This window comes from Buttiauxella sp. 3AFRM03, assembly GCF_003675305.1.
In the GTDB taxonomy this organism is placed as follows: domain Bacteria; phylum Pseudomonadota; class Gammaproteobacteria; order Enterobacterales; family Enterobacteriaceae; genus Buttiauxella; species Buttiauxella ferragutiae.
On sequence record NZ_CP033076.1, the window covers coordinates 4,975,191 to 4,992,820 of the forward strand.

Annotated in this window: 20 protein-coding genes, 1 tRNA gene and 1 pseudogene; 15 read left to right on the forward strand and 7 right to left on the reverse strand. The window is 44.5% G+C overall.

Annotated elements, in window-relative coordinates; translation table 11 throughout:
* Nucleotides 1-60: 60 nt before the first annotated feature.
* The 9 genes and pseudogenes from D8682_RS24685 (at nt 61) to D8682_RS24725 (ending at nt 8,929) form a co-directional block, all read left to right on the forward strand.
* The gene (locus tag D8682_RS24685; RefSeq protein ID WP_162303048.1) at nt 61-729 is read left to right on the forward strand and encodes a DUF1120 domain-containing protein; all 669 of its coding nucleotides are present in this window, start codon (nt 61-63) and stop codon (nt 727-729) included.
* A gap of 275 nt (nt 730-1,004) precedes the next feature.
* Nucleotides 1,005-1,718: a fimbria/pilus chaperone family protein gene (locus tag D8682_RS24690; protein WP_121815410.1), complete on the forward strand. Its 714-nt coding sequence runs from the start codon at nt 1,005-1,007 to the stop codon at nt 1,716-1,718.
* Between the two features lie 21 nt (nt 1,719-1,739).
* Nucleotides 1,740-4,154 carry a fimbrial biogenesis usher protein gene (locus tag D8682_RS24695; protein ID WP_121815411.1) on the forward strand — a complete coding sequence of 805 codons (2,415 nt, stop codon included), beginning with the start codon at nt 1,740-1,742 and terminating at the stop codon, nt 4,152-4,154.
* On the forward strand, nt 4,151-4,726 hold the full coding sequence (locus tag D8682_RS24700; protein WP_121815412.1) for a hypothetical protein: 576 nt from the start codon (nt 4,151-4,153) through the stop codon (nt 4,724-4,726). The genes D8682_RS24695 and D8682_RS24700 overlap by 4 nt, the downstream gene beginning before the upstream one ends.
* 83 nt (nt 4,727-4,809) lie before the next feature.
* On the forward strand, nt 4,810-5,478 hold the full coding sequence (locus D8682_RS24705) for a DUF1120 domain-containing protein (protein WP_064547694.1): 669 nt from the start codon (nt 4,810-4,812) through the stop codon (nt 5,476-5,478).
* Nucleotides 5,479-5,546: 68 nt separating this feature from the next.
* Nucleotides 5,547-6,203 carry a DUF1120 domain-containing protein gene (locus D8682_RS24710; RefSeq protein ID WP_162303049.1) on the forward strand — a complete coding sequence of 219 codons (657 nt, stop codon included), beginning with the start codon at nt 5,547-5,549 and terminating at the stop codon, nt 6,201-6,203.
* A 111-nt stretch (nt 6,204-6,314) separates the two neighbouring features.
* Nucleotides 6,315-7,262, forward strand: a complete 948-nt coding sequence (locus D8682_RS24715) for a LysR family transcriptional regulator (RefSeq protein ID WP_121815413.1) — start codon at nt 6,315-6,317, stop codon at nt 7,260-7,262.
* 327 nt (nt 7,263-7,589) lie between these two features.
* Nucleotides 7,590-7,799: pseudogene (locus D8682_RS27520) on the forward strand (hypothetical protein); the annotation flags it as partial.
* Between the two features lie 254 nt (nt 7,800-8,053).
* The gene (locus D8682_RS24725) at nt 8,054-8,929 is read left to right on the forward strand and encodes a 5'-methylthioadenosine/S-adenosylhomocysteine nucleosidase (RefSeq protein WP_121815414.1); all 876 of its coding nucleotides are present in this window, start codon (nt 8,054-8,056) and stop codon (nt 8,927-8,929) included.
* 497 nt (nt 8,930-9,426) lie between these two features.
* Here the strand turns inward: D8682_RS24725 and D8682_RS24735 are convergent, their stop codons facing one another.
* Entirely contained in the window at nt 9,427-10,083 is a 657-nt protein-coding gene (locus tag D8682_RS24735; RefSeq protein WP_064547685.1) for a VIT1/CCC1 transporter family protein, read from the reverse strand.
* Nucleotides 10,084-10,320: 237 nt separating this feature from the next.
* On the reverse strand, nt 10,321-10,596 hold the full coding sequence (locus D8682_RS24740; protein WP_121815415.1) for a DUF1471 domain-containing protein: 276 nt from the start codon (nt 10,594-10,596) through the stop codon (nt 10,321-10,323).
* Nucleotides 10,597-10,949: 353 nt separating this feature from the next.
* Here D8682_RS24740 and D8682_RS24745 point away from each other — a divergent pair, with 353 nt between their 5' ends.
* Both D8682_RS24745 and D8682_RS26970 read left to right on the forward strand, forming a co-directional pair.
* Nucleotides 10,950-11,192 (forward strand): hypothetical protein, encoded by a 243-nt coding sequence (locus D8682_RS24745; RefSeq protein WP_064547681.1) that lies wholly within the window; start codon nt 10,950-10,952, stop codon nt 11,190-11,192.
* Between the two features lie 133 nt (nt 11,193-11,325).
* Complete coding sequence (locus D8682_RS26970) at nt 11,326-11,502, forward strand: hypothetical protein (protein ID WP_166642068.1); 177 nt, start codon at nt 11,326-11,328, stop codon at nt 11,500-11,502.
* Between the two features lie 79 nt (nt 11,503-11,581).
* Here D8682_RS26970 and D8682_RS24750 read toward each other — a convergent pair whose 3' ends face one another.
* Both D8682_RS24750 and D8682_RS27280 read right to left on the reverse strand, forming a co-directional pair.
* On the reverse strand, nt 11,582-12,286 hold the full coding sequence (locus D8682_RS24750; protein WP_064547679.1) for an oligogalacturonate-specific porin KdgM family protein: 705 nt from the start codon (nt 12,284-12,286) through the stop codon (nt 11,582-11,584).
* A gap of 444 nt (nt 12,287-12,730) precedes the next feature.
* Nucleotides 12,731-13,099, reverse strand: coding sequence for a hypothetical protein (locus D8682_RS27280; protein WP_064547677.1), 369 nt, complete (start codon nt 13,097-13,099; stop codon nt 12,731-12,733).
* A gap of 208 nt (nt 13,100-13,307) precedes the next feature.
* Here D8682_RS27280 and D8682_RS24760 point away from each other — a divergent pair.
* A tRNA-Thr gene (locus D8682_RS24760) sits at nt 13,308-13,383 on the forward strand.
* A 286-nt stretch (nt 13,384-13,669) separates the two neighbouring features.
* On the opposite strand, the gene D8682_RS24765 is transcribed toward D8682_RS24760, so the two are convergent.
* Nucleotides 13,670-13,912 (reverse strand): DinI family protein, encoded by a 243-nt coding sequence (locus D8682_RS24765; protein WP_074388583.1) that lies wholly within the window; start codon nt 13,910-13,912, stop codon nt 13,670-13,672.
* Between the two features lie 104 nt (nt 13,913-14,016).
* Nucleotides 14,017-15,447: a lytic transglycosylase F gene (locus D8682_RS24770; protein ID WP_232886923.1), complete on the reverse strand. Its 1,431-nt coding sequence runs from the start codon at nt 15,445-15,447 to the stop codon at nt 14,017-14,019.
* 380 nt (nt 15,448-15,827) lie between these two features.
* Here D8682_RS24770 and cspA point away from each other — a divergent pair, with 380 nt between their 5' ends.
* The 3 genes from cspA to D8682_RS24785 all read left to right on the forward strand — a co-directional run bounded on the left by cspA (nt 15,828) and on the right by D8682_RS24785 (nt 16,941).
* Nucleotides 15,828-16,037, forward strand: a complete 210-nt coding sequence (cspA, locus tag D8682_RS24775) for an RNA chaperone/antiterminator CspA (protein WP_034456078.1) — start codon at nt 15,828-15,830, stop codon at nt 16,035-16,037.
* A gap of 280 nt (nt 16,038-16,317) precedes the next feature.
* Nucleotides 16,318-16,476: a YqaE/Pmp3 family membrane protein gene (locus tag D8682_RS24780; protein WP_064547671.1), complete on the forward strand. Its 159-nt coding sequence runs from the start codon at nt 16,318-16,320 to the stop codon at nt 16,474-16,476.
* Between the two features lie 159 nt (nt 16,477-16,635).
* Nucleotides 16,636-16,941: a hypothetical protein gene (locus D8682_RS24785; protein ID WP_121815417.1), complete on the forward strand. Its 306-nt coding sequence runs from the start codon at nt 16,636-16,638 to the stop codon at nt 16,939-16,941.
* A 14-nt stretch (nt 16,942-16,955) separates the two neighbouring features.
* Here D8682_RS24785 and D8682_RS24790 read toward each other — a convergent pair whose 3' ends face one another.
* A complete protein-coding gene (locus D8682_RS24790; RefSeq protein WP_064547667.1) occupies nt 16,956-17,483 on the reverse strand; it encodes a DUF523 domain-containing protein in 528 nt (175 codons plus the stop codon).
* Nucleotides 17,484-17,630 lie beyond the last annotated feature (147 nt).

Sequence of the window (17,630 nt, forward strand, 5' to 3'; positions counted from 1 at the left end):
CCTTAATTTAAGGTTCGTATTAGCCACCCTCTAATATTCACATTCAAAATGAGGTTTTACATGAAGAAAATAATTCTGGCTACATTAGTGGCAGCTGCTACTTGCTCTTCTTATGCGGCGGAAACAACCCAGCTTAAAGTGCAGGGTAAATTGGTTGCTGCAGCCTGTACCCCTTCTTTAAGTGATGGTGGCGCGGTTGATTTCGGCGATATCTCTGTGAGCGCACTGAGTGCAACAGAAGTAAACCAGATGGGTGACAAGCATATTACGCTGACTATTGAGTGTGATTCAGCTACCAAGGTTGGTTTTACCAATGAAGATACCCGTAAAGATACCGACCCGAATATTTCGGTGAAATTTGATAACGGTGTTGTTCTGGGTAACCCAGGTAATATCTTCGGCCTGGGTCAGACTGCCGAGGGTGTGGGCATTGGCTCTTATGGTATTCGCGTTGATTCAAATAACGTTACCGCTGATGGCATTACTACGCCGATTATTTATCAGCAAAAGGATCATGCGGCTGGAGCAGGATGGACCGCGAGTGCCGGTACTTTGCAGGACAGTGATTTCCGTACGATCACCGTTGGTGACCCTACAACACCTAAAGCTTTCATCACTGGTGTTTTCCCTATGACGGTAGCAGCAGCAATTCAGCCAACCGAAACACTGAGTTTGACTGATGAAACTGCGCTGGATGGTGAAATGACATTTAGCCTGGTTTACCTCTAATAACACCGTTGTTTCTCAAGCTTTAGCGGGGGCATTCAGCCCCTGCTAATTTTAATATTGATTTATAAGCAGCATATATTTTCATCTGACAAACACCATTAATTAAAAATGACTTTGTTACTGCCGCACGGACTGGCTGGTATTTATTATTTGTGAAAATAAGGCTGATGAAAGTGGTTTTATTTTATTCCCAGTCTGAAGCGACTCATTGTTATTTGCTTCAGTAACCAACTAATTGCCCAACACTCTGGGCATTATTACAGGATTAACTGAATATGTTTTCAACTTCTAAATTATCTCGTGCTGTGATGTTGAGTCTGCCTTTGTTTTTTGCCGCAACGCATATGACTCCGACAATAGCAGCAGGTTTGGTGCCTGAAACATCGTTGCTGCTGATTGAAGAGTCTGAGAATGGCGGAACAATTAACCTCACCAATACCGACTCTTTACCTAATTTGCTTTACACCACGATTAACGATTTACCGGACGATAAAGGCACACATTTGACGGTAACCCAGCCCGTTGTGCGTGTTGAACCCGGCCAGACTCAGCAATTGCGTTTTATTCTGCGCACAGATGCACCGCTGACCACCGAGCATTTAAAACGCGTGGTATTTGAAGGTATTCCACCGAAAGACCCGTCAAAGAATATGAAGATTGGTTTTAACCTGCGCCAGGATATTCCGGTTCTAATCCACCCGAAAAACCTGCCGGTAGTGAAAGACGCCTGGACATTACTGAAATGGTCCACTGCGGGCAACACGCTGACGGTGAAAAACCCGAGCCCATATGTCGTGCGCATGGGGCAGGGCGTTGAAACGCTGCCTTCTTCTTCCCGCGCGAAACTGGCGAAAAGTTATATTCTGCCGGGCGAAACTATGACCGCCACACTGAATAAATCACCAGGCAGTGACAACCAGTTGAAATTCACTCCGGCCAGCCGTTACGGCATTGATGTGCCGAGTTATACCGCGCCACTTAATAAATAATTGACCTATTGAGAAAACTTAATGTTTAAATTATCAACTGTATCTCTCTACGTAAACGCATTGCTAAAAAGTGCGCTACCCGTGGTGATATTAATAAGTACGCATGCTTACGCACGAGAATATACTTTTGATACTAATATCCTGAAACAACGTGGAGTCGATTCCAGTGTTAATAGCTATTTTGCTAATGAAGCAAAATTCTTACCGGGTATGCATTCGGTTTCTCTGAAAGTGAATGGCAAAGATAAAGGCACGCTGGCGGTCCGTTTTGGACCGCAGGGCGAGCTGTGTGTTGATAATGAATTTTTGTCGGCAGCCGGCCTGCAAACCATAAAAGATCCCGATCCGCAGTCATGCCATGACTATCGCGAAGAATATCCAGGTGCCACGATAACGCCGGTGCCTAACGCGGAACGGCTGGATCTGGTGGTACCACCGGAAGCGGTGAATAACTCGCTGGATAATACGCCGGCGAATGTTATCCACGGTGGCACGGCAGGGATGCTGAACTACAACTTGTTCAGCACCTCCAGCCATTACGACGGTGGCAGTTCTGATTACAGCCAGGCACAGCTGGAAGCGGGCGTGAATATCGCCGACTGGTTTGTACGCAGCAATTATGTCTTTACCGATAGCGATGGAAACATTTCCGCTAACAGCCTGTACACCTACGCGGCGCACACTTTTGTCGACCAAAAAATGCAGTTGCAGATAGGGCAGGTCAACGCCAATTCCGGTCTGTTTGCTGGAGCACCGATTAACGGTTTCCTGTTAACGCCGGAAAGCGCCTTAATTGCCGGTGATTCTGGTGTAACGGTAAGCGGGATTGCGCGTATGCCTCAGGCGCGTGTTGAAATCCGCCAGACCGGCCAGTTGATTTATTCAACGCTAGTTCCCGCAGGGCCATTCGCGCTGGATAACGTGCCGATTGTGCGTACCAATACCGATCTGGACGTTACCGTGGTGGAGACTGACGGCACCACCAACCATTTCGTTATCCCTGCTTCCAGCCTTAACGCAAAGCGGCTTTCCCGGCCATTGGGGTTTTCGATGTCGGTGGGGAGAGTCAGGGATACCGATTCTGATTACAGTGACCCGACTGTGGCTAATTTGTCAGATGGCTGGAGCCTTAGCCCCAACTTTAACCTGACCGCGTCGGGCGTACTGGCAGCTGATTACCAGGCTGCGGGTGCCATGATCGATTATCTCCCGTCGAACAACTGGACGGTGGGGGCCAGTCTGCTGGCCAGTAAAGAGTCTTTTGGTGATTCGAGTCAGGGCACGAAAAGCGAACTGTCCACCAGCTTTTCGCCGGTGAATTCGTTGTCGGTGTCGTTTGCTGCGGCAAAATATTCCGCGGATTACCGCGAGCTTACTGATGCCATGAATGACGATTACAACAGTTATCAGAGCAGCTACAGCTCCTCCGTGAGCTGGAGCCAGGGGCCGCTCGGGACATTTTCCCTCGGTTACAGCCTGAACAAAGGCACTGATGATAATGAAGATTCCCGCTATGTGAATGCCTCCTGGGGAAAGACGTTCAAATACGCCTCGGTCCAGGTTAACTGGCAAAGCCAGGTGGGGAGTACCGATGAAGACCAGGAAGATGAAGATCTCTTTTATGTCAACGTCAGTATCCCGATTGGCTCGCAAAGCATTAGTACGCACATGCGTAAACAAGGGGATGACACCTCGTACGGTGTCTCCACCAGCGGCGAGATCACGAAGAACAGCAATTACTCGATTTCCGTCGATCAAGATCAGAACGACAACAACACCAGCTTCAATGGCAACATCAATTCCAACCTCCACTACACGCAACTGAGTGTCGGGGCGGGTGGCAGTAACGATCATCAAAGCAATTACAACATGAGCCTCAGCGGGGGAATCGTGATGCACGACGACGGTGTAACCTTCTCGCCTTATGCGGTGAAAGACACCTTTGCGATTGCCAGCTTGAGCGAGCCAGTGAGCGGCATTGAAATTTCCACCCCACAAGGCACGGTCTGGACGGATGCCTGGGGGCAGGCGGTAATACCGGGTATGCCGCTGTATCGTAATGCACGTATCGAAATTAACGGCAACACGTTGCCTCAGAGCATGGATCTGGCAAACGGCACCAAGATGGTTGCAGCGGGGCATGGTTCGGTCGGGAAAGTCGGTTTCAAAGTGATGAACTCGCGCAGGGTCATGATTCAGGTGAAACATCCGGATGGTCAGTTGTTAAGTAAAGGGAGCTCAGTGGTGGATGAGAAGGGCAATTACGTGGTTACCGTGGTGGATGATGGTCATGTCTTCCTGAACGATGTAGAAGGGATTTCTGCACTTTATGTCACCAATGATGACGGTAAACGACAGTGCCAAATCGACTGGAAGCTGGCAGACAAACAGGACAAGGAAGCCTTTTACGAAGAAACAGAGGGCGTATGCCGATGAGAACATTTTCCCGAATCACAACGATCGGCGCGCTGGCGGTTATCAGTAGCTTTATGGCCGTACCCGCCAGCTTTGCAAACAGCGATTGCCAGATGACGCTTTCGCAACCCGAAGTGGATTTACAGGTATTGCGCCAGGACGAGGCGGTAAAGACCGGGCAAGGCTGGAGCGTGATGCAGGAGAAGGACATTAACGTCAACGTGTTCTGTACCACGCCTCGCAAAATGGCGGTGTTCTTCCACGGTAACGCAGGGGATAAAGGCTATTTCAGGTTTGGCAGCCAGAGCGGCCTTAGCGGCAAAGTGTCGCAGCTGATGGTTGACGGGCAACACTACCCGATGGCGAAAACCGTTAATCCCGGCAGCTTTTTGCCGGACGGCAGCGCCGCGGAAGAACTGCTGGTTCATAACCGTGAAGGGATTATGGCCGTTAATGGCAACTCTGCGGTGCAAGGGCAGCAAATGAATTTCAGGCTGACACTAACTCCGGTATTGAAAGAGAGTGAGTTTAAGGTGTCTGACCGTACAACACTGACTTCGGATATCGGTCTGGTGATGATCGACGATCAATAAATGACTGCGGCGGGAGAGGAATTCTCGTTTTCTTTTAAAGGGTATTTCTCACTTAGCTCCATTCCAAATTGAAGATCATCGAAATGAATAAATTACTTTTCGCTACTTTACTTACCATGGCAACCAGCTCCGCTTTTGCGGGTGAAACCAGCACCACTCTTAAGGTGCAGGGGACATTGACCACTTCAGCCTGCACTCCCACGCTGAGCAATGGCGGGATTGTGGATTTTGGCACGATTCAAGTTAGCTCCCTAAGCTCGACGCAACCCAATAGTTTGGGCCAAAAAGATATTAGCCTCAGTATTACGTGTGATTCAGCCACCAAGGTTGGTTTTACCGTTATCTCCAATCATGAAGAGGGTAATCCTTATAATAGTGTCGAGTTCAGCAATGGAAATGTTGTGACCAACCACGACAACCTATTTGGTTTAGGAAAAACCGCAGAGAATATCGGAATCGGTTCTTATGGTGTGTGGGTTGACGCCTCTTCAATAAACGTTGATGGTTCGACAGCACAGCTGATGTCCAGGGGGACTGGCAGTAATCCAGGGGACTGGAATACAAGTATGGGTGTCTTAAGGGGCAGTGACTCCATAGTGACCTCTTTCGGCAGTTTTAATGAACCAGTCGCTTTTAACAGCGCAACATTTTCTCTGGAAGTTGCAGCGACGGTGCAGCCGACTGATACACTGGCTATTACTGACACAACATCGTTGGATGGTGAAATGACAATTAGCCTCTTTTACCTCTAGTGGTACGAAAAACGAATCACGTTTTTTTTATTAATTAACAAAATGAAAGGATATTTATGCGGAACATAATGATGGCCAGTGTCATTCTTAGCCTGGCTAATTCTTCTTATGCTGCAGGGAGCATTCCGCTTAAGGTTGAGGGGAAAATATTAACCGCGTCTTGCACACCCACATTCAGTAACGGTGGCGTTATTGATTACGGGAATATAGTTGCCAGTACTTTAAACCCTACTTCTGCAACTAAGCTTGAGACGAAAAACATCACACTAACCATAAATTGTGTTTCTCCGACGAAAGTAGGATTCAGCTCTAATGACGATCGTCAGGATAGTGATGCGGCATTGTATAACATTAATGTTGACCCCGCCTATAATTTTGGTCTGGGAAAAACAGCCACGGGCGTGAATATTGGATCTTATGCCGTGCAGCTTAATAACAGCGCAGTAACTGCAGATGGCGTGAATGCGAATCTAATTTATATACAGAAAGATAACTTCTCGAACCCTGATAGATCATGGACAGATTGCGGTGGCTTCTATGCGCAGTCACTTCAGCAAGACAACTGGCGTATTATGACGGTAGGGACTGGCCTGGACCCTATTGCATTTACAACAGCAGAATTCCCGATGGGGGTCACTGCGGGGATTCAGGCAACGGATACTCTTGGACTTATCGATAATACGCCGATTGATGGTCAGCTGACTTTTAGCTTGATTTATCTTTAAGAGCTTTGGGTAACAGCATAAATGTGTAAACTCGCGTACAAATGCGGGTTTACACTATGGTTTCAATATCAAAGCTATACTTAAGGAATATTCTAAGATGAGAGCTTTTCCATGAAAAAAAGTCATGCTGTTGATGGTTTTATCACCATGAAGGGATTCGACCTTAACCTCCTGAATGTTTTTGAAGCTGTTTATTTGTATGGCAGTGTGACCACCACCGCAAATGTGCTGAGCACTACCCCTGCGGCCATAAGCCAGGCTTTAGGTCGATTACGCGTTTATTTTGGCGACCCGCTGTTTATTCGCCAGGGTCAAGGGTTGAAACCCACCATAAATGCTACCTATATTCATGAAAAATTGGGTGGGACCTATGACGATTTGGTTTCTCAGTTTCACGATTTAAAAAATGAGAATGATAACGAGAATAAGAACAAGCTGGTGATTAACTGTTCTCTTTTAGTAACAACAAGAATTCTCGGTCCGTTAATAAAAATCATGGATAATATATCCCCAAAAAGTCATTTGGTTCATGACAATAATAATAATTCTGTCGAGTCGGTAGATGACGTGTTGACTTTCAGAAAGGCGGATATTGTTTTTGATGTTAGCCCGCATAGTAATATGTCGCGAAATACTTACAAGATTTACGAGGAAAAATTTATCGCGGTCTGTTCGCAATCGCATCCCCGGCTTAAAAATACATTCATGTTCAGTGATATACCTAACGAAATATTTGTCAGTATCACATCGGATAGCACCGAAATAAGCGCGGCTAAAACCGAAATAGAAAATGCGATTAATATGCAGAGAAATTTTCGTTTTCAGGTTACATCCGTTATGGCTGCACTGAGTTTTGTTGAGCAGTCTGATGCGGTGGCTTTTGTCCCTGTCAGCGCCTTCAACAAATATAAAGAGTGTTACAACCTAAAGATGCTGGAAACTGAATTTCTCCTGCCTTCAGTGCCGATATATATGGTGTACAACAAAAGCGCACTGAACAGTCCGTTCTTTGCCAAAGTAGTGTCAGGTTTGCAAGAACATTTCTCTTTGCCATATTAATTAGTGGCAACGGTATGGATGCAGAGGCTTTCCGTGTTAAGAATGGGTTGGCAGGGCGGGCATTGATCAACTCTCCGTCGCTCGGAAGTACAAAAACGGGTGGTCCAATTACTACAGTGGATGCCGGATTGATGAGTGCAGAGGTCAACTGTATCCGTATCAATGACAATAACTCCCCGTCTTCATGTTCATGATAAAAGCGCTCCACGAGCAATCATCCCCAAAACTAAAATTAACTATTTAAGAAACAGTAACTTAACGAAGGGTGGTTTTAGTAAGCAGAGTACAAACTTGAGATTGTATTTTTCAATATTTTCAAATAGTTGAGTTATTTCCCTGAATGTAATGTTCAGTCATATGGAATGGTTCGAAGCGGCTGACCTGATCGTTAAAGGTATGGAAGGCGCGATTAACGCTAAGACCGTAACTTACGATTTCTCTGATTTCAAAACGGGAGCCTGGTGCTCCCGTTTTTTATGCTTTCACAAGAACCCCAAACTGCACCATATTTCTACTGACCAACACACTATGGCATAACGAAATAATTCCCCTCAGAGTAATATTACTATATCAATGGGGGTTAGCTGAAAATGGCGGCAACCGGTTCCCGTTGTGAAATTATATTTATTAAAAAACGAATCTTCAGTTGAGTGCGGCTAAAATATTTCTACAATGCGGATGCGCATTGTTTCGTTAATGAAAGCTATGACATTGATTTTCAGTCAGGGTTACCAGGTTTTTCAGTGGGACAGTATTTAGGTAATTAAATAACAACTAACGGATATTAATTTATGAGAGAGTATGTTAAGAAAATAGCTTCGTTTGCGACATCTGGCTTAGTCGTCGCATGTATTGCTGGATGGGTTCCTGCAACGGTGTTAGCGGCAGAAAAAGAAAAAATTGAGGAAAGGCCAATCCTTATTCAAGGGCCAATGCCTATTGAAGCTGAAAAATTCGCCAAAAAATTAACTGATGTAAAAATTGAGAAATCAGGGAGTTTTGTATTTTATATAGGTACGCTGGATAATTACCCAGTTATAGTTTCTAAAACCGGTAAAGGGATGGAGAATACAGCTGCTAATACCGCTATAGCAATTGAGAAATATCACCCTATTGCTATTATTAACCAGGGGACATCCGGTGGGCATGATCCTGATTTAAATGTGGGTGACATTGTCCTGGGAAAAAGAACGGTAAATACGGGTTCTCTGAAATCAGGTGATTTAGGTAAAAATCAGGGAAGCAACCCAATGACCTGGGGGCCAATGGACTTAATGGCTTCTGAAGGTAGTGGATCAGATCCTAATGCTAAAAAAATTCGTTATTACGAAGGTGATAAGGACTTACTGGCATCTGCTATTGCGGTGAAAAATACCTATACAAAAGGTAAGGTTGTGGAAGGGACTATTGCTTCATCAGATTTTTGGAATGATGAAATTGATCGAATTAATTGGTTTCATGTGAATTACGGTTCATCTGTAGAAGAAATGGAGGGTGCTGCAGGTGCACAAATTGCAAGCGCTTATGGTGTGAAATTCTTGGGTATAAGAGTTCTGTCCAATAATAAAAGCAATGGTGGTAAATATAACCCGGCAACAGCGGAAGGAAACCAGGATTATGTTTATGAAGTGGTTAAGCATTATATTTCAACACTAAAAAGCAAATAGTTTTAGAAAAAGCTGAGTTGTTTATGCAGTAATGCCAGTCAGTTAAGCAACTGACTGGCTGCAGCCAAACAGGTTCATATACCCGCACAGCCAAGTAAGGCTGTGTGTGAAGTTTTCAAAAATGTGCCATTAGATTTCAAACTATAGACTTGAAGTGTCTGAGATCACTTAGCCTCGGCATGAGCCGGGACTTTTTCATTCGTGTTTTTGGTAAGTTAGGTGATTTGGCACAAAAACCTAATAATCACGCAAGGTAACTGTTTATCCTTCTCTCCGTCAGCCATCACCAGGGTGACAGGTAATAGATTTACCATAATAAGAGTGATAGCAATGAGTCGTTGGCTCATGATAATGGGCCGTTTTTTTACTCCGACGAACTCATAACGCTGTCTAACTTATCAGCAATAAATGTGAAAAGGCTCACTTCGGTGGGCCTTTACACATTTAGCGCCAATCATTCAGCAACCTCTTCTTTCCTTGTTGCAGGCAGGTGGAGTTCACCCCCCCAGAGCAATCGTGATGGCGACGATCACAGTACCCACCGCTGCGAAGATAAAGCCGATAAACCAGGGACGGCTTGAACTGGCATAGCGAGCCAGGCCACGACCGAGTAACACCAGCATCAGGAGAGCGATAGCGTGGGAAAGACGCAAAGCCAGTACGGTGTCGTCGAGGAACATAAATGGCAGTAAAACGGGAAAAGTGGAGAGAAACACCAGTAAGAAAACCCCCAGGCAGTTACGCAGATCGTTCCAGGTGAGCATGCGACCCATCGTCACACTATGGGACTCTTTAAATCGCGTCTGCCAGCTTTTAAGTTCAGCATCAGAGCAATTCTCTGCCAGAAATGGGGGCAGGGCATCGCGCATGGCTTCCAGTGCGGCTGAATCACCTTCCGGTAACTGGCGTAGTTTTTTCTCCAGGCGCACTAAACGTCCTCGCTCAGCCAGGGTTGTGATGAGGTAAACAATGGCATCGATTATCCCCCATGCGATGTTACAGCCGATACCGGCGATAAGCAGATCCTTGACCTCTGCCTTTCCCGCTTCGAAGGCGTTAAAACAGCCCGTGAAGGTGAGTACCATCAGCAGACCGAATAGGATCTCGGAGTGACGGGATATTGGGTCTAACGGGGAGAAACGGGATTGGTTCATTGAGAGCACTCACTTTATGGTTAACACAAAGAGTGGATCGGAACTGGATGTGCTGAATAAGAAATCAGCATATTCAAATTGTAGTGCTGCTCTATCAACTGAGCTATATCACCATGTGAGAAGTTAGTGCGAAATTACAGTCTGAGAGATACTTTTAGATTAAAAAAAACAACTGCTGACCTTACTAATACGGCTCCTTGCGGAGGAGCCGTTACATATAAAGCATGCGGATGAATACTATTTGTAGAGTATTGCTGTTCCGTATATTTGCCCTTCAATATCGCGTTCAGAAATTATTTTATAACGGGTCGCCCCTTTTTGAGTTGCCTCTGTACCAAGGAAAACCTTTACATCATTAGCGGAATCTCCCCAGGCAGAGATGGTACCCATCTCTTGTAGATGTGTCGTTCCATGAGCTAATTCTTGGGCTGGAGTCTCTATGGCCGCTGCTATGGCGGTTACAGGAAGTACCAGAAGAGCCGCCGTCATAGAGAAATAGATCAATCTTTTCATCTTCACATCCTCGTAACTCTCAAGTGGATGAGCGTTCGAAATCTATCGGCACTTTAAAGTGTAGATGCAGGGAGAAGATAAACAGTGGATAAATTATCGATTTATGAGCGATTTCTCATGGTATTTCTTTAAGAGGTAATCTAAAAAATATATCGATATGCCGGAGCGAAAATCGGCTGGAGTCTTTGTTTACATTAAAAATAAACTATATGAAACGAATACACGGTGGTTCATATTGATTGGCTTATCAATAGCCTAATCGAAAATGTGTATTGATTTAAGCAGCAACCCCCGAGGGGTCTATAATTTAGCTACGTCATATTGGCGCGACTTGCCAATTCTGGGGACCTACTATGAAGAAATACGCATTGATCCTGCTGGCCGCTTCTACCCTGATAGCCACAATACCCGCACAGGCCACTGAGCAGTCACGGCAGCGCCAGGATGGCCGTGATGTAAGGCAGACCACTCGCGAGGCATCACGTAACGTCAAGCAGGAGTGTCGCGATGGCCTTGTTGGTAATGCTGATTGCCGACAGGACCACCGTCAACATAAGCAGGAAGGTCGTGATAAAGCTCGTGATATCAAGTACTGAGGTGTGCTGAGAAGGGATTAGTGCATAAATATTAGTTTAAAATTGTATTTATTCTGGCACGACGGGCTAAGCAACTGAAGTGTATGATTTGTGCCCGCCATAATGGTGTGCTAACCCACGTAAGGAATTTCCCATGAAAAAATATGCTTTAATGCTGCTTGCAGCTTCCACTCTGATGGCTTCAGTATCTGTACTGGCAACGGAGCAGGCTCAAGAGCGCCAAGATGGGCGCGAAGCCAAGCAAGAATGTCGTGACGGTCTTGTTGGCAATGCCGATTGCCGCCAGGAAAAGCGTGATATCAAACACTGATATCAATAAGGGGTAAGAGTTACTCCTGGTTAGTGCAGTAAAAATCCCGCCATGTCAGCGGGATTTTTATTATCTGGATTTAGAAAGTATATTTGATACCCATACGATAACGAACTTCCATTTCGTCTTTCTCATGGTCTTGATTGTAACGTGGAACATATCCGATTTCAGTATATGGTTTCCAGTGTTTATCAATGCTATAGCTGGCTACAACGTTATAGAGCCAATAATTATGCTCGCCTTCATAATCTTCATAATTTGTGAAGCGATATTCAAAATCACCGACAATAGAGAATTGTTGATAGGTATAACCAAGTTCCCAGTTAAATTGGTTATAGTTTTTGTCCTCAACACCGGCGTTTTCACTCACCTCAATACCTGGACGCCAACGCAGAGATGTCATCCAGTTATCGTTAATATTGTAGATGGCTTTAACCTGCACGCGGTAACCAATATAGGTATCACCAACATCAAGGTTAACTGCTGGCGCAATTGTTAACTGATCATTGATGATGAAGTTCTTACCAAATTCAAATTCGCTACCATTGCCACTGTATTTCTCAATGCCGTTTTTGTAGCCTTCTTTATCAACTTCTGTTTTTTCAGATACTTTGCCTTCAACGCTCGCAAAATAGCCATCTTCAGTAGTGTGGCCTATTTTAATCCTGTCAGCGTTGGTGCCGCTTTCTGGTTTAAATTCATGACGATAATCCAGTGTAACCGCACCTGAAGAAACTGAAACTAATAATGTAGCTAAAGCACTAAGTTTAAAGAGACATTTCATTTAGTCTTTCCCTGTTGTGAATTAAAAAATCAGTCATCGGACTGGTGACGATGCTAATTAATTTTGCTTTCAGAAAGAGATAGTTTGATCAAGAAAATGAAATCATGTTTCAATTGTTTTGTTCGTTATTAAATAAAATAATTATTGATTTTTTCTACAGCATTGGAGTTGCTCAAGAGTTGTGGTGTTAATAAACCGTAAATATATCGTCATGGGAATATAACCAAAATGATGTAGCACGGAAAAGAAGGACAATGTTGAAGGTGGGAATCAATTGATTTGAGTTGAGAAAGGGAAAAAGAGAGGGCGTGAAATATTTATTAGATTGTGTTTACCTAAAATAGGTAAGAGCGGGAAGATTCTACCCCCGCTTTTATTGGTGGATGACAAGCCCTTCTTAACACTCACCGATTTGCCATATCCTGCCTGCGGCCTTTAGCCAGATTACGTGTCAGGTTTTTCATACCGTGGTAATTGGGTTATCTCATAAGTGCTTGTGCTTTGTATGGTGCAGCGATCTGGATTCGGGTTCCCCGAATAAAACAAGTAGTACTGCTGCTTTTCAGGGAAGAAAACCAGGTCATCTCCATTCTGAAAACTGGTGACACGAAAAGGAACGTCATTCCTTGTTTTGGTTTTCTTCACGCCTGAAGCAACCAGAAAGTGATCATCCCACTTCATTGTCGAAAGGTTATGGCTAAACCGTGATATGACAACATTTTCGCGCATTGGGCATGACAGTTTGGTCGCAGTGGCGGCAAAGGCGGATGATTGAATGAAGCCTAAAAGGCTAATGAAGAGAATGAGTTTCATAAAACACCTCATTTTGTAATGTATTGTAATGCAAGGGTAACATGTCTTACCAAAGAACTTAACCTTGGGTGATTGTTGGTTAAAGTTTATGCAAAATCGCGAATTTTCATTTATGGCTGGTTGTTTTAAAAACAATAAGTTGAATTTTTAAGCGAACGATTCGCAGGGAATTGCATAGCTGATCGGCTTTGTGTAGAGTGTTCTCCACGCCGACTTAGCTCAGTAGGTAGAGCAACTGACTTGTAATCAGTAGGTCACCAGTTCGATTCCGGTAGTCGGCACCATATTTAAAAAAAACCACCTTTCAGGTGGTTTTTTTTCGTCTGTGCCTTAGCCAATGTGAAGTGATTGAGAGGAAGCTTAACGGCAAACACTTCCTCAATGACTCTGGGGTTAGATCCACCCCTGATGGCTTGCAAACCAAACTACAATTGCCACCACAATTAATATCACCGTTGTTTTTCTCATGCTTTCTCGACCTGTTTAAAAGATTTTGGGCATAGTATTGCGTAGCTCAGAACAGGAGAAAACTCGTGAAAATCCTCGTTTCAGCAATACCTCGGATGATATTTACTCTTCAGAAACCAGCCAAAAATCTGCTTCGTCGAACATTTCTTCAACCAGACGGTTAATTTTCTCTTTTTCATTCTTGGTGCAATCACTGTTTACTGCATTAGCTTGCATTGGTTTCACCCTGACTTGCGCATCAGGGAAGAGGCCGTGAACTCGCCTTGTTAATTCTGCAAGAATCTTTTCATTTGCACCGGGAAGTCCCGCCACATTTCGTTTGTCGTAAACCAATTCAACGAACATTAATACTTCCCTCTTAAGGCTGTGTTTTTGTACAGTAATAAATCTCTGCATTCAAGGCAAGTAGAGTTACCCAAAAAAGAAACTCAATAAAAAAATTGCGCTGCCTATTCCACTTTACTGGCATCAGGTGGGGTGTCAGCCTTACGTGCTTTCGCCTGTTCCATTATGAGTTGGTAGGCTACGTAATACTTGAAGATGTTGCTTACATATTGAACAGTTTCATTGCCGATACGTAGTTGTGCAATACGTTCGACATTGTTAAACCAGATATTAGGGTCAAGTCCTTTGGTTGCTGCCTCTTTGCGTAGACGGGCTATTTTGGCTGGGCCAGCATTATAAGAGGCGAAAGTGAAAAGTAATTTATTCAGATCGGTCATTTTCTCATCAGCAAAATAACGATCACGCATAAAACGGATATATTTTACCCCTGCATTAATATTAGGGTCGATCAACCTAATATCGCCGACTTTTAACTCTTTGCCGGTTGTTGGCAGTACCTGCATCACTCCAATTGCGCCACTTTTGCTACGAACTGTTTGGTCAAGGCGTGACTCTTGATACCCTTGTGCGGCCATCATCAGCCAGTCGACATTGTATTGCTCGCCGTATTTGCGGAAAATTTCTGTAACCTGATGAAACTTCTCTAATTCAGCTTGTGAACGTGCATCTTTTACCCATTTGGTGTTGCGCAAATATTTATAAACCTGCTGATTACCAAAAGAAGTGCCAATTTTATGCGCGGCAGTAAATTCATCGAGCTGTGCTTTCAGAAGAGGGGAGTTCTTACGCATTGCCAATGCGATAGAGCTATCATCACGGAGTGTAATATTTTCATAAACGACCAGGTTTGGATAAATCTGTGTCCACAATATGGCCAGGTAACGATCGACTACGGTGTAATCGGCAAGATTGGCATTCACCATCTCCAGAATGTCTTCCGGCTCGAAATTACCAGGGGCTTTGATAACGACTACGGGTGGCAGTTTTTTCTCGGCCAGGCTCTTATTCAGTGTTTCAATGCTGGAGACATAACTCGTCGACGGATTGACAAACACGGATTGCCCCGAAAGCGAATCGGCATTTTTGAGCTCGGGTGCCTTATTACTCGCAATGACCAACTCAGGGACATTGGTTACTAACGGCGTACTGAAATCGACCAGTTTTTCGCGTTCAGGAGTGATCGTCAAGTTAGCAGCGATGACATCGCCACGTCCGGCGATAAGCTGAGGAATAAGTTGGTCCCGTGCTGTTGGTATAAAAACAAGATGTGTTTTTTGTGAAGGTTTAAGACCTTTATTGATTTGTTTATCAAACTGTTGCATCAACTCCAACATGATGCCCCGCTGAGTCCCATTGTTATCAATAAAGTAAAAAGTTTTACTATAAGGAATCAAAACGCGAATGATGCGCCGCTGTTTCATCACATCATAGTCACCAAAAACCGTATTGATTTGAGTATCAAACTTCAAAGGCTGGTCATCGGTGGCTGCATGCGTCATCGGCAAAAATGAGGAAAGTAAGAGTAACACCCACATTAAGCGCACCATGGTGACATCACCTAAAAATTCTGGTTGCGTACCGTTTAACTATAGCTCGCGCGATGATGTTTTGATTGAAAAATACTCCATATGCAGCGTTACAGAAATGGGTACGGAAGGGGGTTTATGTTAATGAGAAAATTATTATTTGAAAATAATTCTTGCTTCCAGAACGCTGCCGTGCGTTAATGCGTCATCGGTTTGGAAGACAGACCTTATGAAAGCAGTTTTAGTAAAGCAGTCCTCAGTTCAAGCGCTATCAAGTCATCAGATACCCTTCTTCGTGAGTCTCCTCCTAAGTGCCTAAATAAGAAACGTTCTGCAATACAGACCACGTTCGCCATATAAAATGGCTATAAAATATTGAGGAAGTATCTATGTCTAAAATGACTGGTTTAGTAAAATGGTTCAACCCAGAAAAAGGTTTTGGTTTCATCACTCCTGACAATGGTAGCAAAGATGTGTTCGTTCACTTCTCTGCCATTCAGAGCAATGATTTCAAAACTCTGGACGAAGGTCAGAAAGTTGAGTTCTCTGTTGAGAACGGCGCTAAAGGTCCATCAGCAACTAACGTTGTTGCTCTGTAAGACTGCTAACGCATAACTGCGACTGACGCATGCGAAGACGGTGAATAACCCGAGCCGGAAGTCAAAGTGAATAAACCCGCCATGTGCGGGTTTTTTGTTATCTAAAATCCACTAAACCCCGCTTTTTTCCTTATTATTAATCACATAATATTAATGAGGTTATCGCTGTTCTTTACATTAATTAACGATATACCTTCAGTTGGTTTACGCTGAGTAGACTATGCTTGTAGCGGAATATACTTTTTTATATGTATATAACATTAATAACTGGAGTTTTTTTATGGGCTTTTGGCGTATTGTTTTTACGATTATTTTACCACCGCTTGGTGTATTGCTGGCTAAAGGATTCGGTTGGGCATTTATTCTGAATATTGTACTGACACTGTTGGGCTATATTCCTGGATTAATCCACGCGTTTTGGGTGCAAACCCGCGATTAATAAAATAAAACCTATTCATTGTTTAAAAGCTGGCGGGGCGGGTGACAACAGGAGTCGCTCGCCAGAGGTGCCCGGCTGGATTTATCTGCCCTCTGTTTACTTTTACACCTAAGAATGTTCTGATATAGCCAATTATTTGATGAGCTACAGAGTCGTTTTATGTTTCAGTTAAAGCCGGGAATGCTGGCAATGATTATTGGTTCCCGTACTGCCGCAGGGCGTGTGAACATCGGTAAATCAGTCGAGCTTTTTGGCCTGTGCGAGCCTGGCGAAAGTTTTGTTAATCCGGTTACTGGTGTGGTAACGCAACTTCCTCATGATGCAAATCATCCGCTATGGTTGGTGACGGGTAATGTGGTGGCGTTCGATGGGCGCGAAGGTTATACCTTTGTTCGGGCAGAATATCTGATGCCACTCGACAAGACATTATTGCCAGAGAGCGAACAACAGCAGGTTGTGCACTGATCGACTGTTGGGCTTCATTCGCGATAGCTATCTTCTTCATGCGTTAACTCTCCGTCTAAAGCCTCAATGCGGGCAATTAACGCAGGAAGCTCACCTTCAGCGTAAACCTCGATACCATTTTGTCGTAGTAATGCCGCAGCCACTCCCATTCCAGGCTGTGTGACTCCCTGAAAAGTTCCGTCGTAAATCTTCGTACTGCCGCAAGTTGGGCTGCCATCGGTCATTAATGCCAGGCGACATCCAGAGTCTTGAGCCGTTTTTAATGCCAGGAAAGCTGCCAATAGATATGCCTGACTCACATCTGAACCATCACTTTCCTGAATTTTTGCATCGCCATTAAGCGCAGCAGGGCCACTACCACCCACTAGTTCAGCAGGCAAACGCGGCGTCGTGAGGCCTGCGGCCAATTCAGGGCAATGGACGATGAGCCGTTGTTCTTGTTGCCAGCGTGCTAACACACTATTTATGAGAGGTTTATCCTGCCCGTTATAGCGAACTTTAAAGCCCATCAGGCAAGCACTAATCAGTATTTTTGTTTTCATTTCGCCACGTAAAGTCGGGTGAGAAAAGTACGGTACACTACTGTGATGGTGCTGCGCCACCCTGCTAATTTTGGGCGTTGCAAGGCAAAAGGTAGTGGCATACTCTATTATTCCTTATGTAGTAGCTGCTGTTAAACATAAGGATAA